The organism is Nocardia jiangxiensis NBRC 101359 (assembly GCF_000308615.1).
GTDB lineage: Bacteria > Actinomycetota > Actinomycetes > Mycobacteriales > Mycobacteriaceae > Nocardia > Nocardia jiangxiensis.
Genome location: NZ_BAGB01000047.1, coordinates 512,606 through 539,341 on the forward strand (window position 1 = coordinate 512,606; position 26,736 = coordinate 539,341).

27 protein-coding genes are annotated in these 26,736 nt (G+C 68.3%); 14 read left to right on the forward strand and 13 right to left on the reverse strand.

Annotated elements, in window-relative coordinates; genetic code table 11:
- Positions 1 to 60 precede the first annotated feature (60 nt).
- Genes ON40_RS22875 through cobO form a run of 3 tightly spaced genes read right to left on the reverse strand, consistent with a single transcriptional unit; the run spans position 61 to position 2,544 of the window.
- Positions 61 to 483, reverse strand: coding sequence for a cobalamin biosynthesis protein (locus ON40_RS22875; protein ID WP_040825811.1), 423 nt, complete (start codon positions 481 to 483; stop codon positions 61 to 63).
- The gene (locus ON40_RS22880) at positions 476 to 1,936 is read right to left on the reverse strand and encodes a cobyrinic acid a,c-diamide synthase CobB (protein WP_040825812.1); all 1,461 of its coding nucleotides are present in this window, start codon (positions 1,934 to 1,936) and stop codon (positions 476 to 478) included. The genes ON40_RS22875 and ON40_RS22880 overlap by 8 nt, the downstream gene beginning before the upstream one ends.
- The gene (gene cobO, locus ON40_RS22885; protein WP_040825814.1) at positions 1,930 to 2,544 is read right to left on the reverse strand and encodes a cob(I)yrinic acid a,c-diamide adenosyltransferase; all 615 of its coding nucleotides are present in this window, start codon (positions 2,542 to 2,544) and stop codon (positions 1,930 to 1,932) included. The genes ON40_RS22880 and cobO overlap by 7 nt, the downstream gene beginning before the upstream one ends.
- Before the next feature lie 118 nt (positions 2,545 to 2,662).
- On the opposite strand from cobO, the gene ON40_RS22890 reads away from it, so the two are divergent.
- A complete protein-coding gene (locus ON40_RS22890) occupies positions 2,663 to 3,511 on the forward strand; it encodes an NAD-dependent protein deacetylase (RefSeq protein ID WP_040825816.1) in 849 nt (282 codons plus the stop codon).
- Positions 3,512 to 3,592: 81 nt separating this feature from the next.
- Here ON40_RS22890 and ON40_RS22895 read toward each other — a convergent pair whose 3' ends face one another.
- Positions 3,593 to 5,587, reverse strand: coding sequence for a magnesium chelatase subunit D family protein (locus tag ON40_RS22895; RefSeq protein WP_083895842.1), 1,995 nt, complete (start codon positions 5,585 to 5,587; stop codon positions 3,593 to 3,595).
- Between the two features lie 212 nt (positions 5,588 to 5,799).
- Here ON40_RS22895 and ON40_RS22900 point away from each other — a divergent pair, with 212 nt between their 5' ends.
- Complete coding sequence (locus ON40_RS22900) at positions 5,800 to 6,546, forward strand: EI24 domain-containing protein (RefSeq protein ID WP_040825818.1); 747 nt, start codon at positions 5,800 to 5,802, stop codon at positions 6,544 to 6,546.
- Positions 6,547 to 6,600: 54 nt separating this feature from the next.
- Here ON40_RS22900 and ON40_RS22905 read toward each other — a convergent pair whose 3' ends face one another.
- Together ON40_RS22905 and mqo are read right to left on the reverse strand one after the other, a co-directional pair.
- Positions 6,601 to 7,050: a GNAT family N-acetyltransferase gene (locus ON40_RS22905; RefSeq protein WP_040825820.1), complete on the reverse strand. Its 450-nt coding sequence runs from the start codon at positions 7,048 to 7,050 to the stop codon at positions 6,601 to 6,603.
- Positions 7,051 to 7,071: 21 nt separating this feature from the next.
- Positions 7,072 to 8,571 (reverse strand): malate dehydrogenase (quinone), encoded by a 1,500-nt coding sequence (gene mqo, locus ON40_RS22910; RefSeq protein WP_040825822.1) that lies wholly within the window; start codon positions 8,569 to 8,571, stop codon positions 7,072 to 7,074.
- 246 nt (positions 8,572 to 8,817) lie between these two features.
- Here mqo and ON40_RS22915 point away from each other — a divergent pair, with 246 nt between their 5' ends.
- Positions 8,818 to 9,834 carry an alpha/beta hydrolase gene (locus ON40_RS22915; protein WP_051193414.1) on the forward strand — a complete coding sequence of 339 codons (1,017 nt, stop codon included), beginning with the start codon at positions 8,818 to 8,820 and terminating at the stop codon, positions 9,832 to 9,834.
- Positions 9,835 to 9,844: 10 nt separating this feature from the next.
- Here ON40_RS22915 and ON40_RS22920 read toward each other — a convergent pair whose 3' ends face one another.
- The 3 genes from ON40_RS22920 to map all read right to left on the reverse strand — a co-directional run bounded on the left by ON40_RS22920 (position 9,845) and on the right by map (position 13,032).
- The gene (locus tag ON40_RS22920) at positions 9,845 to 10,408 is read right to left on the reverse strand and encodes a hypothetical protein (protein ID WP_040825824.1); all 564 of its coding nucleotides are present in this window, start codon (positions 10,406 to 10,408) and stop codon (positions 9,845 to 9,847) included.
- Between the two features lie 157 nt (positions 10,409 to 10,565).
- Positions 10,566 to 12,101: a cobyric acid synthase gene (locus ON40_RS22925; RefSeq protein WP_040826064.1), complete on the reverse strand. Its 1,536-nt coding sequence runs from the start codon at positions 12,099 to 12,101 to the stop codon at positions 10,566 to 10,568.
- Positions 12,102 to 12,168: 67 nt separating this feature from the next.
- Positions 12,169 to 13,032: a type I methionyl aminopeptidase gene (map, locus tag ON40_RS22930; protein ID WP_040825826.1), complete on the reverse strand. Its 864-nt coding sequence runs from the start codon at positions 13,030 to 13,032 to the stop codon at positions 12,169 to 12,171.
- Positions 13,033 to 13,155: 123 nt separating this feature from the next.
- Here map and ON40_RS22935 point away from each other — a divergent pair, with 123 nt between their 5' ends.
- Complete coding sequence (locus tag ON40_RS22935) at positions 13,156 to 14,163, forward strand: Atu2307/SP_0267 family LLM class monooxygenase (RefSeq protein WP_040825828.1); 1,008 nt, start codon at positions 13,156 to 13,158, stop codon at positions 14,161 to 14,163.
- Positions 14,164 to 14,175: 12 nt separating this feature from the next.
- On the opposite strand, the gene ON40_RS22940 is transcribed toward ON40_RS22935, so the two are convergent.
- Positions 14,176 to 14,865, reverse strand: a complete 690-nt coding sequence (locus tag ON40_RS22940) for a GntR family transcriptional regulator (RefSeq protein ID WP_040826065.1) — start codon at positions 14,863 to 14,865, stop codon at positions 14,176 to 14,178.
- Positions 14,866 to 15,090: 225 nt separating this feature from the next.
- Here ON40_RS22940 and ON40_RS22945 point away from each other — a divergent pair, with 225 nt between their 5' ends.
- From ON40_RS22945 to ON40_RS22970, 6 genes are all read left to right on the forward strand, one after another.
- Positions 15,091 to 16,206 carry a TIGR03364 family FAD-dependent oxidoreductase gene (locus ON40_RS22945; protein ID WP_040825830.1) on the forward strand — a complete coding sequence of 372 codons (1,116 nt, stop codon included), beginning with the start codon at positions 15,091 to 15,093 and terminating at the stop codon, positions 16,204 to 16,206.
- A 28-nt stretch (positions 16,207 to 16,234) separates the two neighbouring features.
- Positions 16,235 to 16,918, forward strand: coding sequence for a phosphonatase-like hydrolase (locus ON40_RS22950; protein ID WP_040826066.1), 684 nt, complete (start codon positions 16,235 to 16,237; stop codon positions 16,916 to 16,918).
- A gap of 53 nt (positions 16,919 to 16,971) precedes the next feature.
- A complete protein-coding gene (locus ON40_RS22955) occupies positions 16,972 to 18,018 on the forward strand; it encodes a 2-aminoethylphosphonate ABC transporter substrate-binding protein (RefSeq protein WP_040826067.1) in 1,047 nt (348 codons plus the stop codon).
- A gap of 23 nt (positions 18,019 to 18,041) precedes the next feature.
- Positions 18,042 to 19,220, forward strand: a complete 1,179-nt coding sequence (locus ON40_RS22960; protein ID WP_040825832.1) for an ABC transporter ATP-binding protein — start codon at positions 18,042 to 18,044, stop codon at positions 19,218 to 19,220.
- 217 nt (positions 19,221 to 19,437) lie between these two features.
- On the forward strand, positions 19,438 to 20,328 hold the full coding sequence (locus ON40_RS22965) for a 2-aminoethylphosphonate ABC transporter permease subunit (RefSeq protein WP_040825835.1): 891 nt from the start codon (positions 19,438 to 19,440) through the stop codon (positions 20,326 to 20,328).
- A 2-nt stretch (positions 20,329 to 20,330) separates the two neighbouring features.
- On the forward strand, positions 20,331 to 21,128 hold the full coding sequence (locus ON40_RS22970) for an ABC transporter permease subunit (protein ID WP_040825837.1): 798 nt from the start codon (positions 20,331 to 20,333) through the stop codon (positions 21,126 to 21,128).
- Positions 21,129 to 21,146: 18 nt separating this feature from the next.
- On the opposite strand, the gene ON40_RS22975 is transcribed toward ON40_RS22970, so the two are convergent.
- Complete coding sequence (locus ON40_RS22975) at positions 21,147 to 21,590, reverse strand: DUF4254 domain-containing protein (protein ID WP_040825839.1); 444 nt, start codon at positions 21,588 to 21,590, stop codon at positions 21,147 to 21,149.
- An 801-nt stretch (positions 21,591 to 22,391) separates the two neighbouring features.
- On the opposite strand from ON40_RS22975, the gene ON40_RS22980 reads away from it, so the two are divergent.
- Positions 22,392 to 23,255, forward strand: coding sequence for a helix-turn-helix domain-containing protein (locus ON40_RS22980; RefSeq protein ID WP_040825841.1), 864 nt, complete (start codon positions 22,392 to 22,394; stop codon positions 23,253 to 23,255).
- Positions 23,256 to 23,261: 6 nt separating this feature from the next.
- Here the strand turns inward: ON40_RS22980 and ON40_RS22985 are convergent, their stop codons facing one another.
- Both ON40_RS22985 and ON40_RS22990 read right to left on the reverse strand, forming a co-directional pair.
- Positions 23,262 to 24,074, reverse strand: coding sequence for an ABC transporter permease (locus tag ON40_RS22985; RefSeq protein WP_051193417.1), 813 nt, complete (start codon positions 24,072 to 24,074; stop codon positions 23,262 to 23,264).
- Positions 24,071 to 24,886: an ABC transporter permease gene (locus tag ON40_RS22990; protein WP_040825845.1), complete on the reverse strand. Its 816-nt coding sequence runs from the start codon at positions 24,884 to 24,886 to the stop codon at positions 24,071 to 24,073. Before ON40_RS22990 ends, ON40_RS22985 begins: the two co-directional genes overlap by 4 nt.
- 320 nt (positions 24,887 to 25,206) lie before the next feature.
- On the opposite strand from ON40_RS22990, the gene ON40_RS22995 reads away from it, so the two are divergent.
- The 3 genes from ON40_RS22995 (at position 25,207) to ON40_RS52010 (ending at position 26,633) form a co-directional block, all read left to right on the forward strand.
- Complete coding sequence (locus tag ON40_RS22995) at positions 25,207 to 25,665, forward strand: hypothetical protein (protein WP_051193418.1); 459 nt, start codon at positions 25,207 to 25,209, stop codon at positions 25,663 to 25,665.
- Positions 25,666 to 25,753: 88 nt separating this feature from the next.
- Positions 25,754 to 26,266 carry a peroxynitrite isomerase gene (locus ON40_RS23000; RefSeq protein WP_051193447.1) on the forward strand — a complete coding sequence of 171 codons (513 nt, stop codon included), beginning with the start codon at positions 25,754 to 25,756 and terminating at the stop codon, positions 26,264 to 26,266.
- A gap of 205 nt (positions 26,267 to 26,471) precedes the next feature.
- Positions 26,472 to 26,633 carry a hypothetical protein gene (locus tag ON40_RS52010; RefSeq protein ID WP_157186380.1) on the forward strand — a complete coding sequence of 54 codons (162 nt, stop codon included), beginning with the start codon at positions 26,472 to 26,474 and terminating at the stop codon, positions 26,631 to 26,633.
- Positions 26,634 to 26,736 lie beyond the last annotated feature (103 nt).

Sequence of the window (26,736 nt, forward strand, 5' to 3'; positions counted from 1 at the left end):
CGGTTCCATTCCCGGCGAGCCGAGTTCGGGTTCGAATGCCGGGCCGCTATCGGCCGGCCGTCATCGCAACCCGACCGACGGCACCATTCGCTGTCGACAGCTGGCCGCGGCGACCGTCACCGGCCCCCGCACCGTTTTCGGTGTCACGAGATATGCTGTGCCGCAGTCTTTTTCACAGGCCAGTAATGCGGCAGCCTCGGCGACGCTGGCGGTGGCGACAGCGGCCCTGGTTCGTGCCGCGGGATTCGGGACACCCACCTCGGCGAGTTCATCCGCGGTGAATGCGATGACCGGAACTCCCAGTTCGGCTGCGGCGGATGATATCCCCGGTTCACTCGCTCGGCGGTCGATCGTCGCCAGAGCACGGAACTTCTCGTTTCCCACTACCTCCCGCACCGCACGCAGAATATCCGCTGCGGCAGTCGCCGGACGGCATCCCACGCCGACGACTAGTTCGCCGCTGCCCGGACCCGATTCACACATCGGCGCGCAGAGCGGCGTAATCCGCTGCGGCAGCAACGAATCCGGCGATCGACACGGGGTTCCCGGCGGGATGGGTGTGCAGATACGACGCGTGCACCCGATGAATCACCGCACCCTCGCGAATGGCCTCGCCATCCGGTGCGCGCCAGGCCCACGCCGGATCGGCTGCTGCGGCGGAAATCAGTCGGGTCCGGTGGAATTCGTGTCCGCGCACTCGTTGCCCGGCAGTCCAGAGCGCAGAATCGGTCAGCGCCACCGCATCCCGATAACCCAGTGTCAATCGTGGCCCGAATTCGGCTGCCGCGTCGACGACCCCGGCCATGCGATGCCCGTCCAGGCTGCGGGTCAGATACAGCAGTCCCGCACATTCGGCGTGCACCGGCATACCCGCGTGGGCCGCGGCGCGCAGCGCGTCGAGCAGCCGATCGTTCGCCGACAACTCCGCCGCATGCTCCTCCGGGAATCCGCCCGGCAGAACGACACCGGCTGTCCCGGTGGGCAAGTCGTCGTGCAGCGGGTCGAAGACCGCGACCTGCGCGCCCGCCGCCGCCAGCAGTTCGCGATGCTCGGCATAGCCGAAGGTGAACGCCGCGCCACCGGCCATCGCGATCACCGGGCCGTCGGCCGTACGCTGCACACCGTGCGCTCCCGGTTCCCACGTACCGGCAGCCGGATCCGTCACAACCGGCGCACCGGCCACCGGCGCACGCAGTTCCGCCACCGGATCCCAGCTCGGCCCGGACACCCGCGCACCGGCCAGCCGGGCGATCGCGGCCAGATCCACGTGCGCGGCAACGAGTTCGATCATCGCGTCGACCGCCGACCGCGCCGCGCCGCCGTGCTCCACCGCCGGGATGAGGCCCAGATGTCGTGAGGGGACGGCCAATTCGGCCATTCGCGGCAATGCGCCGAGCACCGGCAGACCGACCCGGTCGCATGCGGCGCGCAACACCTGCTCGTGTCGTTCGCTGCCGACGCGGTTGAGAATCACACCGCCGAGCCGGATCTCGCTGTCGTAGGTGGCGAATCCGTGCAGCAGGGCGGCCAGGCTCTGACTGTGCCCGCGCGCGTCCACTACCAGCACGACCGGTGCGCCAAGCAGCGCCGCGACCTGGGCGGTGGATCCCTCCGCGACCGACTGCCCCTGATGTTCGTCGATACGACCGTCGAACAGGCCCATCACGCCCTCGACGACCGCGATATCGCAGCCGCGCGTCCCGTGCCGATACAGCGGCAGCACCCGCTCCACGCCCACCAGCACCGGATCCAGATTCCGCCCCGGGCGTCCGGCGGCCAGACCGTGATATCCGGGGTCGATATAGTCCGGGCCCACCTTGAACGGGGCGACGGAATGTCCCGCGCGACGCAGCGCACCGATCAAACCCGTTGCCAGAGTGGTCTTCCCGCTTCCGGAAGCCGGTGCGGCGATGACCACCGCGGGTGTGCTCACCATTCGATGCCGCGCTGGCCCTTGCGACCCGCATCCATCGGATGTTTGGTCTTGGTCATCTCGGTGACCAGATCGGCGGCCTCGATCAGCGCCTGCGGTGCGTCCCGTCCGGTGATCACCACGTGCTGATTGCCGGGGCGGTTACGCAGGGTCCCGACCACCTCGTCCACATCGACCCACCCCCATTTCAGCGGATAGGTGAATTCATCGAGCACGTAGAACCGGTGCTGTTCGGCGGCCAGGCGGCGGGCGATCTCCTGCCAACCGGCCAGCGCCGCGGCGGCGTGGTCGTCCTCGGTGCCCTGTTTGCGGGTCCAGGACCAGCCCTCACCCATCTTGTGCCATTCGACCGGGCCGCCGGTACCGGTCTCCTCGTGCAACCGGCCGAGGGTGCGGAACGCCGCCTCCTCCCCGACCTTCCATTTCGCACTCTTCACGAATTGGAACACCGCGATGTCGAACCCCTGATTCCAGGCCCGCAACGCCATCCCGAACGCGGCGGTCGACTTGCCCTTGCCGGGCCCGGTGTGCACCGCCAGAACAGGCTGATTACGCCGCTGCCGGGTGGTCAACCCGTCATCGGGCACCGTCTCGGGAACACCCTTGGGCATCGACACCGCTCCTTCCGCACGTGAACTGCTGCTCCACGTTGCCACACCCGGTCCACAGCCCGGCCCCCGCCCCGGCCTGCACAACCGGCCTGCCGGGACCGGGTCGTACGCTGGATTCATGCCGGAAGTTCTGACCGTGAGCGCCCTCGATCGGGTGCTCGACGTCGTCGCGGGCCGTCGAGTGGCGGTGCTCACCGGGGCGGGGTTGTCCACCGACAGCGGGATTCCGGACTATCGGGGGCCGAGTTCGCCGCCGCGCAATCCGATGACCTACCAGCAGTTCGTCGGGGATCCGGTGTTCCGGCAACGGTATTGGGCGCGCAACCACGTCGGCTGGCGGCGCATGGATGCCGCGCGACCGAATCCCGGTCATCGTGCGCTGGCCCGGCTCGAGCGGGCGGGCGTCGTCAGCGGCCTGATCACCCAGAACGTGGACCTGCTGCACACCAAGGCGGGCAGTCGCCGCGTGATCGACCTGCACGGCACCTATGCGCGGGTGCGCTGCCTGAGCTGCTCGTCCCTGATTTCCCGGATGCGCCTGGCCGACCGGCTCGAGGCCGCCAATCCCGGCTTCGCCGAATCGGTCACCGACGGTCTGGAGGTCGCCCCCGACGCCGACGCCGTGGTCACCGACACCGCGCACTTCCGCATGGTCGACTGCGAGCACTGCGGCGGAATGCTCAAGCCCGACATCGTCTATTTCGGCGAGAACGTCCCGAAGGACCGCGTGCGCGCGGCCTACGACCTGGTCGAGGATGCCGAGGTACTCCTGACCGCGGGCTCCTCCCTCACCGTCATGTCCGGTCTGCGCTTCGTCCGGCACGCGGCCAAGACCTCTCGCCCGGTCGTCATCGTGAACCGCGGCCATACGCGCGGCGATCCGCTGGCCACCCTTACCGTCGACGAAGGCTGCTCCGAACTACTCACCGCGCTCGCCGACCAACTCAGCACGGCCCCAACGCAATAGGCCACGTCCCAGCCACTCCGTCGCAATGATCGCGGGTGTGCGATCGGCAACGGAGCGCACCCCCTCTCGTATCGGTGACGGTCAGGCCGCGCGAACCCCGGACACCTGCGACCGCACGACGCCCGCCACCGAATCACCGGTGATCTCGGCCAGACGAATGTACGTGGCACGCAGCTCACGGGCGAGGTCCGCGGCCAAGCCGAGGCGGATCATGCCGCGTTCGCAGTCGACCACGACACCGGCGACACCGTCGCGGGCCAGGACGCGAGCGGCGGCGCGGGCGCGCGGGACCGGATCCGCGCCACCGGTGGCGCGGCCGTCGGTCAACAGGACGACCATCGCGCGACGCTGCGGATCGCGCACGCGCTCGCGCCGCACGACCTCCCGCGCCTCGACCAGTCCACGGGCCAGCGGGGTCTTCCCGCCGGTGCGCAGACCCGCCAGACGACGCACCGCGATATCCACCGAGGAGGTCGGCGGCAACACCAGCTCGGCCTCGCTGCCGCGCATCGTGATCACCGCGACCTTGTCGCGCCGCTGATAGGCATCGCGCAGCAGGGCCACGATCGCGCCGGTGACCGCCGAGAGCCGATCGCGGGCGGCCATCGAACCCGACGTGTCGACCACGAAGATCACCAGATTGCCTTCGCGCCCTTCGCGATACGCACCGCGCAGATCCTCCGACTCGAGCGCCAGCGGACCCGCGAACCGGCCGCGGGCACGCTGGTGGGGCGCGGCGGCGAAGACCGTGCCGAGCAGATGCAGTCCGGCCGCGGCATCGGGCACCGCCCGCACGACGCGACCGTGCCGGGTGCTCGCCCGCGAACGTCGTCCCGGCGCGCCCTCGCCGACCCCCTGCACCTCCCAGCGAGGCGGCCGGGCAACCGAATTCGCCGGAGCGCCCGCCCGGCCCTCCGGCGCACCGCCACCACCACCGGGCGTATCGGGGCCGCCGTCCGGATCGTCCTCGGGTGGCCCGTCGGGCCCCTCGGCACCTCCCTGATCATCGGACGGCGGGGTCTCCGATTCGCCTGCCGGACCGGAGGATTCGCCGGAGTCATGTTCGGCCCGCGCGGCCTCCTCGGCGGCCTGCTGCATCGCCTCCTCGAGCTGTTCCTCGCTGATGCCGGGCTCGTCGAAAGGATCGCGCCGACGTCGGTGCGGCAGTGCGAGTTCCGCGGCGATACGCACGTCATCGGCTGTCACACAACGACTTCCGCGCCACGCTGCATGTGCGGTCGCGGTGCGGGCGACCACCAGATCCGCACGCATACCGTCGACGTCGAAGCTGGCGCACAATGCCGCGATCCGACGCAACTCCACATCGTCGAGCGCCACCTCGCCGACCAGGTCACGGGCGATGAGGATGCGGTCGGCGATCTCCCGGTCGGCCTCGGCGTACCGGGTGGCGAATCCGTTCGGATCGGCCTCGTAGTCCAGGCGGCGGCGCACCACGGCCATGCGCACGTCCACATCGCGAGAGGCGGCCACGTCGACGGTGAGCCCGAACCGGTCCAGCAGCTGCGGACGCAGCTCACCCTCCTCCGGGTTCATCGTCCCGACCAGCACGAACCGCGCCGGATGCGAATGCGAGACCCCGTCGCGTTCGATATGCACCCGTCCCATCGCCGCGGCGTCCAGCAGCACGTCGACCAGATGGTCGTGCAGCAGATTGACCTCGTCGACGTAGAGCACGCCGTGATGCGCGGCCGCCAGCAGACCCGGCCGGAACGCCTGCTCTCCGTCCCGCAGCACCCGCTGCAGATCCAGCGAGCCGACCACCCGATCTTCGGTCGCCCCGACCGGCAGCTCCACCAGCCGCGCGGGCCGCTCCGCACCGCGTTCATCGGCCACCGGCGGCAGCAACTGCGCCAGCGCCCGCACCACGGTCGACTTCGCGGTGCCCTTCTCCCCGCGCACCAGCACACCGCCGATCCCCGGATGCACCGCACACAGAATCAGCGCCAACTGCAACTGCTCCTGCCCCACCACCGCCGAGAACGGAAACCCGGCCTCCCCGCCCCCCACGGCAGCAATGGACGGACCAGCGACGACATCAGCGACGGACTCGGACATTCCCCAACTCTATTGCCGCGTCGGCGAGGCATTCCCCCGCCCCTGCTGTGAGGATCCGCACCCACACAACTCTTCGCAACACCCACGCACCGACGATCACCGCGCCACAGCAGACCCGCACCCACCTCCCTCGACCGGTGGCGCGATCCGGACCGGCCACGGAAACGCGCACCGCTCAAGCGTTTTCGACTGCGAGCGAATAGACTGCGCGCGTGCGTGATCTGGCTGCGGGGTTCGGGTATCTCTTGCAAGGGCAGCGGTGGGTGGCGACGCATCGGCGACGGTTCGGGTACGCGCTGGTGCCGGGGCTCATCGCGCTGGTGTTGTACGTGGTCGCGATCGTCGCGTTGGCGTGGTTCGTGGGCGATGTCGTCGCGTGGGCGACGCCGTTCGCGGATCATTGGGCCTCGCCCTGGCCGGATGTGCTGCGCGGCTTCCTGGACGTGCTGTTGCTGGTGTTGTGCCTGTTCCTGGCGGTGATCACGTTCACCGCGCTGACATTGGCGCTGGGGCAGCCGTTCTACGAGGCGCTGGCCGAGCACGTGGACCGGAGCCAGTCGCCGGACGAGGTGCCGGGACCGGGTTTGTCGACCTGGCGGTCGATCAAGGACGGCATCGCGCTGGTGCTGCGGGCCCTGGCCTGGGCCGTGGTGCTGTTCGCGGCCGGATTCCTGCCCGTCGTGGGGCAGACGGTGGTGCCCGTGGTGGGCATCGGCGTCACCGGATTCTTCCTGGTGCAGGAACTCACCACCGTGGCCATGCAACGTCGCGGAGTCACCCTGCGCGACCAGCTGAAGTTGCTGCGCTCACGCCGGATGCTGGTGTGGGGCTTCGGAATTCCACTCGCGGCGGCGTTCCTGGTGCCGTTCGTCGCGATCGTGCTGATGCCCGGCGCGGTGGCCGGGGCGACGCTGCTCACCCGCGAGGTGCGGGGCGAGCCGATCTCTTCGGGCAACTGATCGGATTCGAAATAGACGGTCCCGCAACCACTTCCGGGCTGCGGGACCCGCAAGCTAACCGCGCCGCATCGGAATGTGCGGAATACCGTCCTCGATGTACTCCTCGCCGTCGGTCACGAAACCGTGCTTGGTGTACATATCGATCAGGTAGGTCTGCGCGTTGAGTCGCACTGTGGCCGAACCGGTTTCGGCGAGTGCGGCCTGCAGCAGCCGCGTGGTGTAACCGTGCCCGCGGGCGGACGGCGTGGTACACAGACGGCCGATGCGGAACGATTTCACCCCGTTCTCGTGCTCCTCGCTCAGGCGCAGCGTGCTGATCGCCTCACCCTCGTCGTCGAGCCACAGGTGCCGGGTCTCCGGCAACAGATCCAGCCCGTCCAGCTCCGGATACGCGCACTTCTGCTCCACGACGAAAACCTGGACGCGAAGCTTCAACAGCTTGTACAGGGTTGCGGTGTCCAGATCCGCGGCCCATGACCTTTTGAGAACAACCGTTGACATCATCGCGTCTTGCTATCACATCGCTCAGCTCTGCGCGAGTTCTGCCTCCGGCGTGTTCTCGGTCAGACCGAGTGCCTTGTTCGACCAGTCCCAAACCTCGTGGTAGAGCGCCTGATTCTCGGACAGCTTCACGCCCAGCGAGGGAACCATGGCCTTGAGCTGTGGCGTCCAGTCCGAGTACTCGCGCGGGAAGCAGCGCTGCAGCACGTCCAGCATGGCCGAGACGCAGGTGGACGCGCCCGGCGAGGCGCCGAGCAGACCCGCGATGGAGCCGTCGGAGGCGGTGATGACCGCGGTGCCGAGTTCGAGCACCCCGCCGACGCCCTTGCGGCGAATGATCTGCACGCGCTGACCGGCGGTGATCAGCTCCCAGTCGTGACCGTCGGCGCGCGGAATGAACTCCTCCATCGCGTTCACCTTGCCCGCCGGGGACTTCAGCAGCTCGCTGACCAGGTACTTCACCAGGCCCAGCTCGGTCACGCCGACGCCGAGCATCGGGGTCAGGTTGCCCGGACGGATCGACTTGAACAGGTCGGCGTACTTGCCGTCCTTGAGGAATTTCGGCGTCCAGCCCGCGTACGGGCCGAACAGCAGGCCGCGCTTACCGTCGATGACGCGAGTGTCCAAGTGCGGCACCGACATCGGCGGCGCGCCGACCGCGGCCATACCGTACACCTTGGCCTCGTGCCGGGTGATCAGCTCCCGGTTGGTGCAACGCAGGAACTGGCCGCTGACCGGGAATCCGGCGAAGCCCGCGATCTCGGAGATGCCGGCCTTCTGCAGCAGCGGCAGCGCGTAACCGCCCGCACCGACGAAGACGAATTTCGCGTTCACCCGCCGGGTCGAGCCGGTGCGGGTGTTGCGCACCTTGACGTCCCAGCTGCCGTCGGACTGCTTGGACAGGTTGCGCACCTCGGTGCCGAACCCGATGTCGACGCCCGAGCGGCCCAGATAGGCCAGCAACTGCTTGGTGAGCGCGCCGAAGTTGATATCGGTGCCCTTGGCACTCCAGTTCAGCGCCACCGGCTCGCTGAAGTCGCGGCCCTTGGCCATCAGCGGCAACCGCCGGGTGAACTCCTCGGGCGAGTCGATGAACTCCATACCCTCGAACAGCGGGTGCCGTACCAGCGCCTCGTACCGCTTGCGCAGGTACTCCGCGCCGTCCGCACCGTGGGTGAAGCTGACGTGCGGGATCGGGTTGATGAATTCCGAGGGCGTGCCGAGCACGCCGTTCTCCACCGCGTAGGACCAGAACTGCCGCGAGACCTGGAACCGCTCGTTGATGTCGACGGCCTTGGACACGTCGACGCCGCCGTCGGCGGTGCGCGGGGTGTAGTTGAGCTCACACAACGCGGAATGCCCGGTACCGGCGTTGTTCCAGGGGTCACTGCTCTCCGGGGCGGCAGCGTCCAGGCGCTCGAACATCGTGATCGACCAGTCCGGCTGCAGCTGACGAAGCAGTGCGCCCAGGGTGGCACTCATGATGCCGGCACCGATGAGGACTACATCGGTCTTTTCAGTCATCGCAGCGTTCGGCACGGGTAGATCGACTTCCTTGTCCTTATGCGCGGTCCCGCCCCGGGCGGACCACCTGGGCATTGTGTTGTGCGTCACCGGAATTCCGGCGAATACGGCGGGTTCGAGGTTACCCGTCGTTCACTTCAACCTGATTCTGCCCCTCGACATGCCCGATTCCGAAACCGCCACACCCACTGTGAGCGGCCTACCTGTGCCGCGACGCCGCTGAGCGGGTCGAATATCGTGGGGGCTGTGACGAACGAGACGCCGCTGGCCGGGCCGCGGACCGACTCCTGGCAGCCCGATGTCCTCGGTGAGGGATACGAACAGCGCCGGATACCCCTGGGCTCCGACCCGGACGGCGAAGGCACGGTCGAGGCCACCCTGGTCCGATATCTCGCCACGGCCGAGGCGACCGGCGCGGTGTTGTACGTGCACGGTTTCACCGACTACTTCTTCCAACGGCACCTCGCCGAGCACATGGCCGACCAGGGCTACCGCTTCTTCGCCCTGGATCTGCGCAAGTGCGGGCGTTCGCTGCGTCCGGGGCAGACCCCGCACTACGTCACCGACCTGGCGCTGTACGACACCGAGTTGAACGAGGCGCTGCGCATCGTGCGCGAGGAGACCGGCCTGCCGGTGCTGGTGATGGGACACTCCACCGGCGGACTGGTGACCTCGCTCTGGCTGGATCGGCTCCAGGCTTCCGAAGGCGTTGCCGCACAGGGAATCACCGGACTGGCACTGAACAGCCCCTGGTTCGATCTGCAAGGCCCGGCCTACTACCGCACCATCGTCGGCAACACCGTGATCGGCGGACTGGGCCGCCTGCGCGCCATGGCCACCCTGCCCGGACAGAAGGTCACCACCTACGGCGACAGCCTGCATCGCAGCGCGTCCGGCGAATGGGATTACGACCTGGACTGGAAGCCGCTGAGCGGATTCCCGGTGCATTTCGGCTGGTTGCGCGCGATCCGGCGCGGGCACGCCCAGTTGCAGCGCGGCCTGGACATCGGCGTTCCCGCGCTGATCCTGCGCTCGAAGGTGACCAAGTTCATGCGCGCCTACGGCCCCGCGGCCGATGTCGCGGACACCGTACTCGACGTGCGCCAGATCCAACGCTGGGCCGGTTGCCTGGGCGAACGCACCAATATCGTGCCGATCGAGGGCGCCCGCCACGACGTGTTCCTGTCCGCCGAACCAGTGCGTCGGCGAGCGTTCACCGAACTGGACTCCTGGCTGCGCTGGCTCACCGACTACCGCGCCTAGCGTCCCGCACTCACCATTGGCCGCTGCGGAGCACGATCTCGGTGGCGAATTCCTGGGCCGCCTCGGCGGCCGGATCGGTGACGTCGACCTGCGCGACGCGGAATTCCCCGTAGACGTGGCGGGCGGCGGCCTCGGCGGCCGGGCGGGCCAGGTTCTTGGTCGCGACGACGGTGGTGGGGATCTCCACGGCGGGGCAGTTCGCATCGGTGACGGCACCGTCGGGGCCGGGGGCGGCCGGATGTCCGCGTCCGGCGGCGACCAGGCCCATGAATCGGCCGAAGCCGCGGGCGGCGAGCTGCCAGGCCAGATCGGCCCCCGCACCGTAACCGGCGAGGTTGGCCCACGGGACGCCGAGTTCGTCCAGGATCGCGTACACGCCCACGGTATCGAGTCCCTCGACCGATTCCAGCACGATCGTGCGGAGGTCCGAGGTGTTCAGGCGGGCGCACACCGCGTCGTATACATCTGCCGGAGCACCCGCGTCGGGCAGCAGGACGACCGTATGCCGGAACTGCGAGCCATCGATTCGAACGGTCCAGGCGCGGTCACCGACCGCGATCCGCCGTATTTCCATGCCGACCCACGCTACACGGCCGACGCCCGCGAGACCTCGTGTCGCTGCCCACGTACCGACGCCCGCGGAGAGCTCCGCCACGAGCCGCCACCGAATCGGCGCGCGGACTGTTTATCTGCCGGTCGAGCGGCTGTTCGCCGATCCGAACGCATCGCGCTCAGGCGTTCGTGTTCCGCGACGTCGCAAGGGTGGGCAGTCCGTCCGGAACGCCGGTGGTGATCAGCTGTTCCAGCGCGGTCATGTCGAGATGTTTCTCGATCAGATCGGCGAGCAGATCGAGCTGGGACTCACGTTCGGCGACGGCCGAAACATCCTCGGCGACACGGAATCCGGAGCGTCCGGCCTGTGCGGCGACCTCGCGCAACCAGGCCCGGCGGAAGTCGTCGGACTCCATCAGACCGTGCAGGTGCGTGCCGCGGATCGCCCCGCGCACACTGCCCTCGGTGCGACCGTCGTCGAGTTCGAGCCAGGCCGGATCACCGGTGCGGCGCGCGCGGCCGTAATGGATCTCGTAGCCACTCAACGGTATTCCGGAGTCGGCTGCCCGACCGGCGGTGCGGCGCAACACCTTCGGTTCGCTGAACTCGATGTCCAGATCCAACAGGCCGAGTCCGGCGACCTCCCCCGCACTCGATTCCACCTCGTCCACGATGCGCCGGGCCAGCATCTGGTATCCGCCGCAGATGCCCAGGATCGGCCGTCCGGCCGCGGCGCGCGCGCACAGGGCATCGGCAATTCCGGTGCGGCGCAACCATTCCAGATCGCTCACGGTGGATTTGCTGCCCGGCAGGACCACCAGGTCGGCGTCGGCCAGCCGGGACGGATCGTCCGCCCAGCGCACCGAGACGCCGGGTTCGCAGGCCAGCGCCTCCACGTCGGTGGAGTTGGAGATGCGCGGCAACCGGATCGCCGCGACGGTCAGCCATTCGGTCCCGAGCGGCGGGCGCGGGCGGCCCACCGGAGCGTCGGCGACGGTGCCCAGGGAATCCTCGGCGTCGATCCACAGGTCCTCGGCGAAGGGCAGGACACCGAGGGTGGGACGTCCGGTGAGCTCGGTGAGCGTATCGAGCCCGGGACGGAGCAATTCGACGTCACCGCGGAACTTGTTCACGATGAATCCGCAGATGAGCTGTTGGTCTTCGGGTTCCAGAATCGCCACGGTCCCGAACAGGTGCGCGAGCACACCCCCGCGATCGATGTCGCCGACCAGCAGGACGGGCAGATCCGCCGCCCGCGCCAAACCCATGTTCGCCAGATCCGTTGCCCGCAGATTGATTTCGGCGGGCGATCCGGCACCCTCACAGATCACCACATCGAATTCGGCTCGCAGCGCGGCCAATTCACCGGCCACCACCTCCCGCAGCTGGCGCCGATGCCGGAAATAGTCCCGCGCCCCGACCGTATCCACGGCCCGCCCCCGAACCACCAACTGCGAGCGCCGATCACTCCCGGGCTTGAGCAGCACCGGATTGAACCGCACACTCGGCTCGAGCCCGCACGCCCGCGCCTGCAACGCCTGCGCCCGCCCGATCTCCCCACCGTCGAGCGCGACCACCGAGTTGTTCGACATGTTCTGCGCCTTGAACGGCGCCACCCGCACTCCCCGCCGCGCCAGCATCCGGCACAACCCGGCGACCACGACGCTCTTGCCCGCGTCCGAGGTCGTCCCGGCGACCAGCAACGCCCCTTTCACCGCACCGCCGAACCCGGACACAACCGGGCACCACGTGCGCGGCTCGAGCCGCGGGACGTGCGCGCGCTCACGGGAGGGTGAGGATTTCCGCGCCGGTGTCGGTGACGACGAGGGTGTGCTCGAACTGGGCGGTCCACTTGCGGTCCTTGGTGACGACGGTCCAGCCGTCGTTCCAGATCTCGTAGTCGATGCCGCCGAGGTTGATCATCGGCTCGATGGTGAACGTCATGCCGGGCTCGATGATCGATTCGATGGCGGGCTGGTCGTAGTGCAGGATGACCAGGCCGCTGTGGAAGGTGGGTCCGACGCCGTGGCCGGTGAAATCGCGCACGACGCCGTAACCGAAGCGGTTGGCGTAGGACTCGATGACGCGCCCGATGACGTTCAGCGCCCGGCCCGGCCGCACCGCCTTGATCGCGCGCATGGTCGCCTCGTGGGTGCGCTCGACCAGCAGCCGCGCCTCCTCATCCACATCACCGGCGAGGAAGGTGGCGTTGGTGTCGCCGTGCACGCCGTCGATGTAGGCGGTGACGTCGATGTTGACGATGTCGCCGTCCTCGATGAGCGTCGAGTCCGGAATGCCGTGGCAGATCACCTCGTTCAGCGAGGTGCAGCAGGATTTGGGAAATCCCTTGTAGCCCAGCGTCGACGGGTACGCGCCGTGATCGCACATGTACTCGTGGGCGATGCGGTCCAGATCGTCGGTCAGCGCGCCGGGGACGACGGCCTTGCCCGCCTCCTGCAGCGCCTGCGCGGCGATCTTGCTGGCGATGCGCATCTTCTCGATCGTCTCGGGCGTCTGCACCCAGGGCTCGTGACCCTCGTTGGCCGTTTTCTTCCACGCGTATTCCGGACGCGCGATCGATCGCGGAACCTCACGGGTCGGGGACTGAACGCCGGGAACGAGCGGCTTGCGAGTGCGGACTGCCATGCGACAAGACTATCCGCACTCGGCACCGAGATTCTCGGCACTCCGCGACGCCGATCCCCGCGGAATTTATCCGGACCATGGTCCGTTTAGGCTGTCGACATCGGCATCATGGGAGGAAGAACAATGGAACTGGGACTGACGACCTTCGCCGAACGGCATGCGGTCGGCGACCGCCCCGCACCGAGTGCGGGTGAACGGCTGCGGCACGTGGTCGAGGAGGCCGTCGCCGCCGAACGCGCGGGCCTGGACGTCTACGGCGTCGGCGAGCACCATCGCGAGGATTTCGCGGCGTCCGCACCCGCGGTGGTCCTGGCGACCATCGCCGGACGCACCGAACGCATCCAGCTGACCAGCGCGGTGAGCGTGCTCAGCTCCGCGGATCCGGTACGCCTGTACCAGGAATTCGCCACCCTCGATCTGCTCTCCGACGGTCGCGCCGAGCTGATGGCCGGACGTGGGTCCTTCACCGAGTCGTTTCCCCTGTTCGGATTCGACCTGGCGGACTACGACGACCTTTTCGACGAGAAGCTCGCCCTGCTGCTGCGCCTGCGCGCGGACGAGCCGGTGAACTGGTCCGGCCGATTCCGGCCCGCACTGCACGACACCGTCGTCCAGCCGCGCACCGACCGGCCGCTGCCGGTATGGATCGCGGTCGGCGGCAGCCCGCAGTCGGTGGCGCGTGCCGGGCTGCTGGGTCTGCCGCTGGCCCTGGCCATCATCGGCGGCCAACCGGCCCGATTCCGGCCCCTGGTCGACCTGTACCACCGCGCCCTCGAGGAAGGCGGCCACGAACGGCAACCGATCGCGGTACACGCACACGGCTATATCGCCGACACCGACGCACAGGCCGTGGCCGAGTTCTACGAACCCTATGCCGCGGCGATGAGCGGCCTGGGCCGCGAACGCGGCTGGGGCGATATGACTCCCGACCAGTTCGAAGCCCTGCGCTCCCCCGCCGGATCCCTGTTCGTCGGCACACCCGACCGCGTCGCGGAGAAGATCGCCGCCGTCCGCGACACCCTCGACCTGGACCGTTTCATGCTGCACCCGAGCGTCGGCACGCTGCCGCACGACAAGGTCCTGCACACCATCGAGCTGCTCGGCGAGAAGGTCGCCCCGCAGGTCCGCTGACCTGCGCGAATTTCATTCGCGCAGTTGGGTTTCGAAGGCCATGCGGTCGCCGCGATACAGGGCGCGCACCCGTTCGATCGGAACGCCTTCGGCGTCGATGGTGCGGCGATGCAGCAGGATCATCGGCAGGGCGGTGGTGCATTCCAGCAGCGCCGCCTCGCGCGGGGAGGCCAGGACGGTTTCGATGCGTTCGACCGCCGAGCCGAACACGACGCCCGAGGCTCGGATGGCCGCGTAGAGGGAGGTGGTCGGGTCGTAGGTCGTGCGCAGAGCGCCGAAGCGGGCGGGGGTGAGGTAGGTGCTCTCCAGGCCGACCTTCTCGTCGTCGGCCAGCAGGACGCGCTCCAGGTGCATCACCGTCGAGCCGGTCGAGATATCGAGCGCGGCAGCGGTTTCCGGATCGGCGGGAATGTCGTCCCAGCCGACCAGCAGGCGTCCGGGGCGGCGGCCGAGCCCGATCGCCCCCTCGGTGTACGAGCGCAACGACAAGGGCTGCACCATCTTCGGGCGGGAGACCACGGTACCCCGGCCCTGACGGCGAATCCTGCCCTGCACCAGCAGTTCTCGAAGCGCCTGCCGGACGGTTTCGCGGGCGACCTCGAAGCGCGCGGCGAGTTCACGCTCGGGTGGCACCTGGTCGCCCTCGCCCAATCGGTCCAGGATCGCCTCGATTTCGGTCCGCACGCGGTACGCCTTGGACATCCGCCCGAAATCGGTCGCGAGATCGCTCACACCATGATTCTCGGCAATCCCTTTCTCGACGCGCACACCGGCCCCGCGCCGAGCAAGACCGCTCGCCGGATCGTGGCGCCCGGCGTCCCTCGCATTCATCCCCACAGCATACCCTAATTGGTCTATACCAATTGTTAACCCAGTGTTGGGGCAGGAAACACCCTACGGTCTAGACCATTGCGCATCATTTTGACTATGCGATTGGTCATCATCGGCGGCGGGATCCTCGGCACCGCACATGCCCTGGCCGCGATCGGCCGCGGACATACGGTCGTTCAGCTCGAACGCGAGGCCGAGGCCCGCGGCGCCACGGTCCGCAACTTCGGCCTGGTCTGGGTATCGGGGCGCAGCGCGGGCGAATTGGAATTTACGCTGCGCTCGCGCCGGTTGTGGGAGGAGATCGGCGGCCGAGTCGCCGGGGTGGGATTCCGCCCGGCGGGCTCGATCACGCTGGTGCGCACCGCGGCCGAACTCGCCGTCGCCGAGGCCGCCGCGACCGGACCGAGCGCGGACGAGCGCGGATTCGAACTGCTCGATCCCGGTCGCGTGCGGGAGATCAATCCGGCCTTGCGCGGCAAATTCCTTGCCGGACTGCACTGTTCGACCGATGCGGCGGTGGAGTCCCGCCAGGCCATGCCCGCGCTGCGCGCCCATATGGCACGCACCGGCCGTTACACCTTCCACGCCGGAGCCGAGGCGCGCACGATCAGCGGCGGAGTCGTCGTGGACGATCACGGCCGCCGCTTCGAAGCCGATCTCGTGCTGGTCTGCCCGGGGGCCGCGCATTCGGGCCTGACCCGGGAACTGGTGGGCGACATACCCGTTCGACGGGTCCGGTTGCAGATGATGCAGACCGCGCCGCTGGGCGAGCCGCTCACCACCGCCATCGCCGACGGCGACAGCTTCCGCTACTACCCGGGTTTCGCGGGCGAGGCCCTCGAGCGCCTGCGACTCGAGGAGGCCCAGACCTTCACCGCCGCACAGCACCGCATGCAGTTGCTGTGCGTGCAGCGGCTGCACGGCGGCCTGACCATCGGCGACACCCACGAATACGACGAGCCGTTCGGCTTCGACGTGGACGAGGCACCGTACGAACACCTCACCGCCGTCACCGAGGAACTCCTCGGCCGCCGACTCCCCCCGATCGTGCGCCGCTGGGCCGGTGTCTACAGCCAGAGCACCGACCCGAACGCCATCGTCACCCGCGCGCAGGCCGCCGACGACGTCTGGGTCGTCACCGGTCCCGGCGGGCGCGGCATGACCCTGGGCCCCGCCATCGGCGAGGAAACCGCCGACCTGCTGAACCTCTGACGGTCTCGAACCCTTGAAGGGAAGTATCTTGTCCGACAAACGAATCGAACTTGCCGTCCTGGACATGGCCGGAACCACCGTCGCCGATGGCGGCCTGGTGCTGCGCGCCTTCGACGCCGCCGCCACCGCCGCGGGCATCCCGGCGCAGGGTCCCGAACGTGAGGCCGCCACCGATTACGTGGTGCGCACGATGGGCCAGTCCAAGATCGCGGTGTTCCGCGCGATACTCGGTGACGAGGACCGCGCCCAGCAGGCCAACCGCGCCTTCGAGGCCGCCTACGACGAGTTCGCCGCCGACGCGACCCCGATTCCCGGTGCGGCCGAGGCGATCACGCGGCTGCGTGGTGCCGGGATCAAGGTCGCCCTGACCACCGGTTTCAGCCGCGGCACCCAGGATCGCCTGCTGGACGCGCTGGCCTGGCACGAGATCGCCGATCTGACCCTGTGCCCCGCCGAGGCCGGGCGCGGGCGCCCCTATCCGGACATGGTGCTCACCGCACTGCTGCGCCTCGGTGCGGGTGCGGTGGATCGTGTTGCGGTGCTGGGCGATACGGCCAGCGATATCGAAACCGGCCTGGCCGCGGGCGCACGCGTCGTGGCGGGCACACTCACCGGCGCGCACACCGAGGACCGGCTGCGCGAGGCCGGAGCCACCCACATCGTGCCCTCGGTGGTCGAATTCGCCGACCTGCTGCTGGCCGAACTCCCCTGACCCATCTCCCACTCTCTCTTCCGCTCTGAACGAAAGTTGCAGTCATCGTGCGTATTCCGATCTCCCGCCTCGCACGCGCCGCGTTGATCCTGGGTTCCGCCGCAACCCTGACCCTGTCCGTCGCGGCCTGCGGCGGCACCGGCACGAGCGCGGGCGACGGCAAGACCGTCACCGTGTACTCCGCCGACGGGATGGCCGACTGGTACAAACCCGAATTCGCCGAATTCACCAAGCAGACCGGCATTTCGGTCAACTATGTGGAAGCCGGATCCGGTGAGGTGGTGAACCGGATCGACAAGGAGCAGTCCAACCCGCAGGCCGATCTCGTGGTGACGCTGCCGCCGTTCATCCAGAAGGCCGCCAAGCAGAATCTGCTCCAGGACGGCGGCGTCGACACCGGCGCGATCGCTGCGGGCGACAAGGATCCCGGCGGCAAGTACGTCACCCTCGCGGGCAACTATCTGACCTTCATCGCCAATCCGTCGGTGCACACCGACGGATTGACCTGGGACGATCTGCTGAAGCCGGAGTACAAGGGCAAGCTGCAGTACTCGACGCCCGGACAGGCCGGGGACGGCACCGCAGTTCTGGTTCTGCTGCAACAGCTCTACGGCAAACAGGGCGCACTGGACTACCTGGCCAAGTTGCAGGCCAACAACGTCGGCCCGTCCTCCTCGACCGGCAAACTGCAGACCAAGGTCGACAAGGGTGAACTGCTGGTCGCCAACGGCGACATCCAGATGAACCTCGCCGAGATCAAGAACAACGGGGCCAAGTTCAGCCTGTTCTCCCCCGCCACGGCGGACGGTAAGCGCAGCACGATCGCCCTGCCGTACGTGATGGGCATGGCCAAGGGCGCGCCGCATCACGACGCGGCCGCGAAGCTGATGACCTTCCTGCTCTCGGCCGACGTGCAGAAGACCCTCGGCCCGGACGCGATGGCCGTCTCGGCCCGCACGGATCTGAAGGATGCTCCCGCGGGAACGCCCTCTCCCGCTTCGTATCTGAAGGACGTCACCGTGGTGTCGCCGGACTGGAACAAGGTCCTCGACGATCTCGACAGCGATGTCACCGCCTATCAGAAGGCCACCGGCAGCTAGCCCGAAACCCTCAGGAGCGCAGCATGTTCGCACCGGCGACCTCCGGTACCGGCGCCGACGCCGCCACCGGAACCTCCACCGAACCCGCGATCGTCTTCGATCGGGTCGGCGTCAGCTATGGTCGCGGCCGCCGGGCCACGACCGCCCTGACCGAATTCACTCTGCGGGTGGCCGCCGGTGAGACGGTCGCGCTCCTGGGGCCCAGCGGTTCCGGGAAATCCACCGCGCTCAAGGCATTGGCCGGATTCGTCCGGCCCACCGCGGGCGCGGTCCGGCTGGCCGGACGTGATGTCACCGATCTGTCGCCGGCCAAGCGCGGTATCGGCGTGGTCGTCCAGTCCTATGCGTTGTTCCCGCATATGCGGGTGTTCGAGAACGTCGCCTTCGGTCTGCGCTCACATCGCGTGCCGCGCAAGCAGATCGGCGATCGAGTGCGCGAGGTGCTGGAGATGGTCGGCATGGCCGACTACGCACGACGGCTGCCCCGGGAACTCTCCGGCGGACAGCAGCAGCGGGTGGCGATCGCCCGCGCCCTGGCGATCCGCCCCTCGGTGCTCCTGCTGGACGAGCCGCTCGCGGCCCTGGACGCGCAGTTGCGCCAGGCCATGCTCGCCGAACTGCAGGAGCTGCGAAAGGCCCTGCCGGACACCGCGATGCTGTACGTCACCCACGATCAGTCCGAGGCGCTGGCCCTGGCGGATCGGATCGCGGTGATGCGCGATGCCCGCCTGGTCGACGTGGACACCGCCGAGAATCTGTGGCGACGACCGCCGAGCAGTTTCACCGCGGCGTTCCTGGGCGGCGCGAATCTGCTGCCGTGCACGGTGAAACATATCTCCGGCACCACCGCACTGGTCCAGTGCGGCGAACGCACACTGCGCGCCCAGGCACCGAAACCAGGTGTAGGCCAACTGGATTGGAAACCGGACGACGAGGGTCTGCTGTGCGTGCGCCCGCACACGGTACAGATCTGCTCCACCAACGAGCGCGACGCCGTGCTGGCCACCATCGTCTCCAGCGTGTGGCGCGGCGCTACGAGCAGACTCCAGCTCGACGTCAACGGCCTGCCGATCGAACTGACCGCCGACGTCCCGGGCCCCCTGGACATCGCGGTCGGCGCGGTGGTCGGCGTCCGCCTCCCGGACCCGGCAGGCGTACTGATCCCGACCGCGGTCGGCTCGACCCCGGGCACGTCCGCGTGAACCGCCGGGAATTCCTCTGCGCCTGCGCAATCCGACCGGCGTGCGCATCGTCGTCGCGACCGGCTCGGCATCGCGGTTTCCCGCCGAGCCGCACTCGCATCGCGGGAGTAGTGGCGGCGCAACGACATCCATCGGCCGGTTCGTCGGCCGTGTACCCGGTCCGTGAGGGGGACCGGGTACACGGCCGCACCACCCACGTCGAAAGGGATCGGACCCGATGAGCACCTCGCTCGCCGTCGAACCGTCCGCCGACCCGGACGCCTCCGAGCGCGCCGCGACGCGACCCACTTGGCGTCCGATCGCCTGGTCCGCGCCACCGTTGCTGGTGGTGCTGCTGTTCGCGGTGTATCCGGTGGTGCGGGTGCTGACCGAATCCACCGCGAAGTCCGGCTCCTGGTCTGCGGTGCTGGGTTCGGAATCCTTCCGGAATGCGTTGTGGCGCACGGTGTCCATCGCGGTCTGTTCGACCGCCGGATGCCTGGTGCTGGGGTCGTTCGTCGCGGTGGTGCTGGCCTTCGTCCCGTTTCCCGGATCGAACGCGGTGGGGCGGCTGATCGATACCGTGCTGACGTTGCCGTCCTTCCTGATCACGCTGGCGTTCACCTTCCTCTACGGCACCGCGGGCGCGGTGGATGCACTGATCGCCCAGCTCACCGGAAACCACTCCCCCGCAATGAATTTCCTGAGCACGCCCACCGGCGTCGTCCTGGCCGAGATCACCTACTTCACCCCGTTCGTGGTCCGGCCGCTGCTGGCCGCGTTCGCCCAGCTGCCGCGCGAGCAACTGGACGTGGCCGCGAGCCTGGGCGCCTCACCATGGCGGGTCCTGCGACGCGTCGTCCTGCCCGAGGCCTGGCCCGCGCTGGCCGCGGGAGGCAGTCTCGTACTCCTGTTGACGCTCAACGAATTCGGCATCGTGCTGTTCACCGGAGCCAAGGGCGTCATCACCCTGCCCGCGCTGATCTACACCCGCGGCATCGTCACCTTCGACCTGCCCGGCGCGGCGGTGCTGGCCACGATCCAGGTGGCGCTGTCGCTGGCTCTGTACCTCGCCTACCGCCTGATCTTCGCGCGGTTCACCGTCTCCCGCACTACCCAGGAGGGCTGATCATGCTGGTGTGGACGCGACGCGGACGCGCGGTGGTGCTCGCGGTCTTCGCGGTGGTGGTCCTGGTGGTGTTCGCCGCGCCGATCGCCACGGTGGTGGCCGCGGCACTGGCGGGCCGCTGGACCGGCGCACTGCCTTCGGAGCTCGGGCTGGGCAACTTCCGGCACGAACTGTCCGGTGAACAGGCCGCGAGCTTGTCGGTGAGCCTGCAGACCGCTCTGCTGGCGGGCGCGATCTCGCTGATCCTCGGCACGTGGGCCGCGCTGGCCGCCCGCGAAGCGCCGGCCTGGTGGCGGCGGGTGACCGACGCGGTATTCCATCTGCCGGTCGCGGTGCCGTCGGTGGCGATCGGACTGGGTGTGCTGATCGCGTTCAATCAGCGGCCGATCCTGCTGGGCGGCACGAAATGGATTGTGATCGTGGCGCATTCGGTGCTGGTGCTGGCCTATGCGTTCAGCGCGGTCGCCGCGGCGCTGGACCGGCTCGATCCGAGTTTCCGGCAGGCCGCCGAATCGCTGGGGGCGAGTCCGGCCCGGGTGCTGACGCGGATCACGCTGCCACTGCTGCTGCCCGCACTGGGCGCGGCGGCCGGTCTGGCGATCGCGCTGTCCATGGGCGAGCTGGGGGCGACCGTGATGGTGTATCCGGCCACCTGGAAGACGTTGCCGATCAGCATCTTCGCCGATACCGATCGCGGCCGGGTATTCGATGCCGCGGCGGGAACCACACTGCTGGTCGCGGTGACGCTCGTGGTCCTGCTGATCCTGGGCCGGGTGCGTGGGCGCGCGGTATTACGTTGAGCCGCAGGTTGTCCCGGTTTACTGCTCGGGCAGTCGGCGGCGGCCACCGGCGACGTCGATGACGAGATCGGTGTACCCGTCGACGAGTTCGGCCAGGTGGTACCAGTGCTTGTGGGTCGCGTCGCTGCGAGCGCCCTCGCGGTCGATGGCCTGATTGGCGTCGACCCAACTGCGGGCCATACGGTCGATCACCGCGCCCAGGCTCTCGGTGTGCAGCGAGGCGCCGTTGCGGTGCTGGGGCATGGCACGTTCGACCCAGCCGTTGATGTCGTCCACGAGTTCGCTGCGCCGACAGTCGATCTCGGCGGTCACGATGGGGTCGCGCAGTTGCACGCGACGAGTGTGTACCTCGGCCAGCGCCCGCGCCGATCGCAGGAGTACCTGGTCGTCGAACCGTCGCCCCTGGAACGCGCATAACAATTGCGGCGCGGTCGGCAGCACACCAGCTATCGACATAGTCATTGCCGCACCCCGAAAACTCGGGGCTGCACCAATATTTGCACCAACATGTTGGTCTCCGGATTGAGTTGTACCGGTCATCGGATCGGTGGAACATCACTAGGCTAACCCGAATCATGCACGCACAAATGCAAGAACGCAAGATTGCATCCGCATCGGTTCGGTCAACCTCCGTTACCTCCGACCTGCACAAGGATCGCCTGAGCCACACCGGCTTTCCGTCCGGGAAGCACACCGGCCGCCCGGTTTCGGATCATTTACTGGACACGTCATCTCGAGACCGAACGGTACGGATTACCCGGCGCCGGTATCCGATCACCGACCGGACTAGATTCCGGCCGGAATAATCCGGACCGCAGTCGGAGATCGCCGAAAGTATGCTGAAAAGACGTCCGAAATAACCGAAGTATCAACCCGGCAGAACGGTCGGATATCCCGGTCGCAGTCGGCGTGTCCACCCGGCGACAACGCCCGGCACACCTCCGGCATCAGGGACTCGGCACCCGCCGCACCGCATCCGACGCCGACTTCCGCCCATCGCGACCACCCGCGGGACACCGCGCGCGGCCATCATCCCGCAACCCCGCCCACTCGACCCGATGTCCGGAACGTCCGGAAGATCACGAATCGAATACCGCGTCGATGTCCGATTCACATCGTTGCGTACCGGTTGCCAAGGGTCCACAGTCACCGATCTGCGCAGATGAATCGGTTCGGGTTCCGAACCGTGAGCGAGGCGAATAGGCTCTGGCACAGACAGATCGACGCACACGGATCGCGACGAGTGCACACGGGAGAGGCTCGATGGCAGGTAAGCGCACTGTGCTGACGGTTCAGCTCAGACGGCTGGCGGTACTGCTGCAGGAGATGCGGGAGGAGGCCGGGATCAGCAAGGAGGAGGTCAGCTCCCAGACCGGCATCAACGTCACCACGCTGTACCGGATCGAAACCGCGCAGGCCCGCCCGCAACGACGCACGCTGATGACGATGCTGGACCTGTACGACGTCGCGGAGGAACGCCGCAACGACGCACTGAAACTGCTGTCCGAGGCGCTCAAGCCCGGCATGTCACGCCCGTTCGAGGCGGCCGTGTCCGAGGTGTACGCCGCCTACATCAACTTCGAGACCGAGGCGCTCTCGGCGCGACTGTTCCAGACCTCGTTCATCCCCGGTCTGCTGCAGACCGAGCGCTACGCCTGGGCGGTGCTGGACACCGCGATGCCCAAGGTCGAGGCGTCGGTGATCGAACAGCGGCTGCGCGCCCGGGTGGAACGCGGCAAGGTGCTGGCCCGCGAGGGCAATCCGCTGGAGTTGTGGGTCGTACTGGACGAGGCCGCGATCCGGCGCGTCGTCGGCGGCCGGGACGTGATGCGCGACCAGCTCGAACGGCTCAGCGAGTACTCCGACAAGCGCAACGTCATCCTGCAGGTGCTGCCCTTCGACGCCGGCGCTCATCCGGCGATGGTCGGCTCGTTCGTGGTGCTGGACTTCCACGAGCCCGCCGATCCGGAACTGGTCTACGTCGAGGGCATCGCCGGTGACGACATCGTCGAGGGCCACAACGAGATTCGTCGGTTCGGGGTGATGTTCGACCAGCTCCGCGCGATGGCCCTGAGTCCACGCGATTCGGCCACCCTGGTCGCCGAGGCCGCCGCCCGCTTGCGCTGAGCGGTTTCAGACCCGGCTCGCGCGGTTGTAGCCGACGACGGCCGGTACCGCGAAGACCAGTACCGCAGCCACCGACCAGGCCACGGTGGCCAGTAGCGGCGCCCGGACCGGACCGCCCAGGGACAGTCCGCGCATCGCCTCGATCGCGTACGACATCGGCTGGTGTTTCACGATGGGTTGGGCCCACCCCGGATAGGCCGTCAGCGGCACGAATCCGGTGGAGAAGAACATCATCAGCGAGGATCCCAGCGAAATCACCTCCACCAGCGCGGATTTGGCGGTGAACACGGCCGCTGCGGTGACCAGGGTGGCGAACCCGAGACCGTACAGCACGGGCACGCCCAGCAGTCCGAACGCAGCCGGAATCCCTTCGTGGAAACGGAATCCCAGCGCCATACCCGCCGCGAACAACACGACCGTACAGGCCACGATCCGGACCGCCTCGGCGACGATTCGCGCCAACAGTCCCGAGGCGCGATGCACCGGCAGCACCCACAGCCGAGCCAGCAGCCCCGCATCGCGTTCCCGGCCCAGGGTGATCGCACCGGCCAGCGAACCCGACATCACACCCACCAGGGTCACCATCGGCACCGAACCGTAGAGCGCGTTCGCCCCGGAGAACGCCGAGACCTGATGTCCCAGCACGGTATTGATCATCACCAGCAGCAGCGCCGGAAATCCCAGCGACTGCACCATCGTCACCGGATCACGACGCCACCGCACCAGCAGCCGACGAGTCTGAATGAGCGTCTGTGGCACCAGGTTCCGCAGTATCTCGGTGCGACCGGCCACCCGGGGCAGGTCCGTGACCGCAGTCATCGATGCCTCCGTCCCGCGACCACCGCCGAGACGGCACCCAACAGCACCAGCCCGCCCAGCAGCCACAGCAGTCCCGGCCCGAGCAGCGCCCAGGTCACCGGACCGGTGTCACCGGACAACGCCCGCAGCACGTTCACGAATGCGGATATCGGCTGATTCCGCGCGAAACCCCGGATCCAGTCCGGGAATTGATCGACCGGGGCGAATCCGGTGGACACCATGCCCAGGATCAGCTGCGGCAGCACCAGCACCTGCGTGGTCGCCTCCGGACTGCGCGTCAATGCGCCCAGTAGATCGCCCAGCAGCCCGAGCAGCAGCCCGACCAGCACCGCGAAGATCACGAATCCGGCTGTGCGCCAGATATTTCCCTGGAATCGGGCGCCGATCACGTATCCGCACACGATCGCCGCCGACACCGCGACGACGATGCGGTACACCGTAGCGGTCGTCCGGGCCGCCAGCGGCGCGCTCACCGGCATCGGCATCGAGGCGAACCGGTCGTCCAGCCCGTCGCGCGCATCGGTGGCCGCCCGCAACGCCGCTGCGGCGGCACAGAACGAGACCGCCTGCATGACGATCATCGGCATCAGGAACTGCGCATAGCTGCCGAACCCGTGCCCGAACGACATCACCCGATTCAGCGGAACATAGAACCCCAGCGTGAACACGCTCGGCGCCAGCAGCGCCGTCATCAACTCACCGTTGCGCACCGACGCTCGCACCACACGCAGCGTCAATACCCACCACTGCCGGACCGCAGACGGCGCGGATGCGGATACTCCGCTGCCGACGGCCTCGACGTACGTCTGCATAGCCGCACCTCGTTCCGACTCACGCCGACCGGATGAGCTCCATCTCACCAGATGAGGCATCCGGAACAGCACATTGACATGACGGCCGGTCTCACCGGATTGTCGCATCCGGTCCCGCCGCGACGGCATTCGCTATCGCCCGCACCACGTCGGAACCGCCGCGCCGGTTCACCGCGACTCGAAGTCATCACCCCGGGGTGGCGATCACCGCACCCTGCGGGGCGCACACGCAGCACTGGGGTTGCTGCCGAATCTCGTTGCGGGAAGCGAGAGTTGAACTACCGCGAATGCGGGGGTGCTCAGACCCGAAGGAGATCACGATGTCGAAGCCGATCACGCCGTCCGGCGATACCTGCCTGCCCGCCCGGACTCGGTGCACCCCCACCGCCGCCGGACAACGTCGCCGCTCGGGCGTGGCGGGTATCGACGCACCCGAGCCGCACGAGTTGGACCGCTGGTCGAACCGCCTGGCCCGGATGCTCGTGCAGCAGGGTGCGGGTCCCGGCAGCTGGATCGCCACGGCCGGTCTGCCGCCGCTCGAGCGCGCGGTCACCCGCTGTGCCATCGCCAAGATCGGCGCGCGGCCCACCCCGGCGGTCTGCACCGACACCCGCGGCCGCGCTCACCTCGGGGTGACGACGAAGGCCGCACGTCCCGGTCTGCCCGACGACGTCACCTGGCTGCTGCTGGACGATCACACCATGCTGGTCCGCTATCTGACCGGCTCGGACGCCCCGATCACGGACGCCGAACGCCGCGCGGCGCACCGCGTGCACTGATCGGCCGACCGGCGCGCTGTCAAGCCCCCGTACGGTCCTTGTGACGAATCAGCACGGTGACATCGCGCCTGATCCGCGGCCGACCACTATGCTGGCCGCCGTGCTCGAACCCAACAGCCCCGTCGCGCCCCACCCCGACATCGCCCGCCTGGCTCCCCTGCTGGGCGTATGGCGGGGCTCCGGTCACGGCGAGTACCCGACCATCGACTCCTTCGACTACGAGGAGGAGATCCAGTTCGGGCACGTGGGCCGTCCGTTCCTGACCTATCGCCAGCGCACCCGGCACGCCGCCGACGGCCGCTCGCTGCATGCGGAGACCGGCTATCTGCGCTGTGCGGGCCCGGACCGCATCGAGTTGATCCTCGCCCACCCGACGGGCATCACCGAGATCTGCGAGGGCACCCTCGTCGTGGACGAGGACGGGCTGCACCTGGACATGGGTTCCACCTCGATCGGCCGGACCAGCACCGCCAAGCTGGTCACGGCTCTCGGCCGCACCTTCCGGGTGTCCGGGGACACGATCGACTACACCTTGCGCATGGCCGCCGTCGGGCAGCCGGAACAGCATCACCTCGCCGCCAGTCTGCGGCGCGCGGAGTAGTACCGAAGCGAGATCAAATCGAGACCCACCCGCTGACCTGCGCACAGGCGCCATCCAGCGGCTTCGCCCTCGATTCGGGGGTTGTCGGCACGGAGTGTCCCGTTCTACCGTTTCGTGACCAGCTAACAACTGGCGATCACAGTTACGGACCGTTCACTCTCATACGCCCACACGGGAAAAACCCTCATCGACAAGGGAGAAGCCCATGAAGCGGTCGACACTAGCCGTCATCACGGCGGGCATGATCCTGGCAGGAACCGGTGCCGTCGAAATTCTCGGCGATTATTCGGTAAGCTCCACCACCCCCGACCAGAACACCGCCCCCGCGGCGGCCCACGGCGACCTGAAACCCATCTCCCAGCACTGAATCCCCACGGCGTAATTCGCGCCACCCGCACGACGATCCACTCGCCCGCGGCGAGTCCGCTCCGCGCATCCCGGCCAGACCCGCACGCCAACTCCGGGGCGTT

Coding starts and splice junctions, on each gene's coding strand:
- ON40_RS22875 (WP_040825811.1), bottom strand. CDS start 483: ATGTGTGAATCGGGTCCGGGCAGCGGCGAACTAGTCGTCGGCGTGGGA.
- ON40_RS22880 (WP_040825812.1), bottom strand. CDS start 1,936: ATGGTGAGCACACCCGCGGTGGTCATCGCCGCACCGGCTTCCGGAAGC.
- cobO (WP_040825814.1), bottom strand. CDS start 2,544: ATGCCCAAGGGTGTTCCCGAGACGGTGCCCGATGACGGGTTGACCACC.
- ON40_RS22890 (WP_040825816.1), top strand. CDS start 2,663: ATGCCGGAAGTTCTGACCGTGAGCGCCCTCGATCGGGTGCTCGACGTC.
- ON40_RS22895 (WP_083895842.1), bottom strand. CDS start 5,587: ATGTCCGAGTCCGTCGCTGATGTCGTCGCTGGTCCGTCCATTGCTGCC.
- ON40_RS22905 (WP_040825820.1), bottom strand. CDS start 7,050: ATGATGTCAACGGTTGTTCTCAAAAGGTCATGGGCCGCGGATCTGGAC.
- mqo (WP_040825822.1), bottom strand. CDS start 8,571: ATGACTGAAAAGACCGATGTAGTCCTCATCGGTGCCGGCATCATGAGT.
- ON40_RS22920 (WP_040825824.1), bottom strand. CDS start 10,408: ATGGAAATACGGCGGATCGCGGTCGGTGACCGCGCCTGGACCGTTCGA.
- map (WP_040825826.1), bottom strand. CDS start 13,032: ATGGCAGTCCGCACTCGCAAGCCGCTCGTTCCCGGCGTTCAGTCCCCG.
- ON40_RS22935 (WP_040825828.1), top strand. CDS start 13,156: ATGGAACTGGGACTGACGACCTTCGCCGAACGGCATGCGGTCGGCGAC.
- ON40_RS22940 (WP_040826065.1), bottom strand. CDS start 14,865: ATGTCCAAGGCGTACCGCGTGCGGACCGAAATCGAGGCGATCCTGGAC.
- ON40_RS22945 (WP_040825830.1), top strand. CDS start 15,091: ATGCGATTGGTCATCATCGGCGGCGGGATCCTCGGCACCGCACATGCC.
- ON40_RS22960 (WP_040825832.1), top strand. CDS start 18,042: ATGTTCGCACCGGCGACCTCCGGTACCGGCGCCGACGCCGCCACCGGA.
- ON40_RS22965 (WP_040825835.1), top strand. CDS start 19,438: ATGAGCACCTCGCTCGCCGTCGAACCGTCCGCCGACCCGGACGCCTCC.
- ON40_RS22970 (WP_040825837.1), top strand. CDS start 20,331: ATGCTGGTGTGGACGCGACGCGGACGCGCGGTGGTGCTCGCGGTCTTC.
- ON40_RS22975 (WP_040825839.1), bottom strand. CDS start 21,590: ATGACTATGTCGATAGCTGGTGTGCTGCCGACCGCGCCGCAATTGTTA.
- ON40_RS22980 (WP_040825841.1), top strand. CDS start 22,392: ATGGCAGGTAAGCGCACTGTGCTGACGGTTCAGCTCAGACGGCTGGCG.
- ON40_RS22985 (WP_051193417.1), bottom strand. CDS start 24,074: ATGACTGCGGTCACGGACCTGCCCCGGGTGGCCGGTCGCACCGAGATA.
- ON40_RS22990 (WP_040825845.1), bottom strand. CDS start 24,886: ATGCAGACGTACGTCGAGGCCGTCGGCAGCGGAGTATCCGCATCCGCG.
- ON40_RS22995 (WP_051193418.1), top strand. CDS start 25,207: ATGTCGAAGCCGATCACGCCGTCCGGCGATACCTGCCTGCCCGCCCGG.
- ON40_RS23000 (WP_051193447.1), top strand. CDS start 25,754: ATGCTGGCCGCCGTGCTCGAACCCAACAGCCCCGTCGCGCCCCACCCC.
- ON40_RS52010 (WP_157186380.1), top strand. CDS start 26,472: ATGAAGCGGTCGACACTAGCCGTCATCACGGCGGGCATGATCCTGGCA.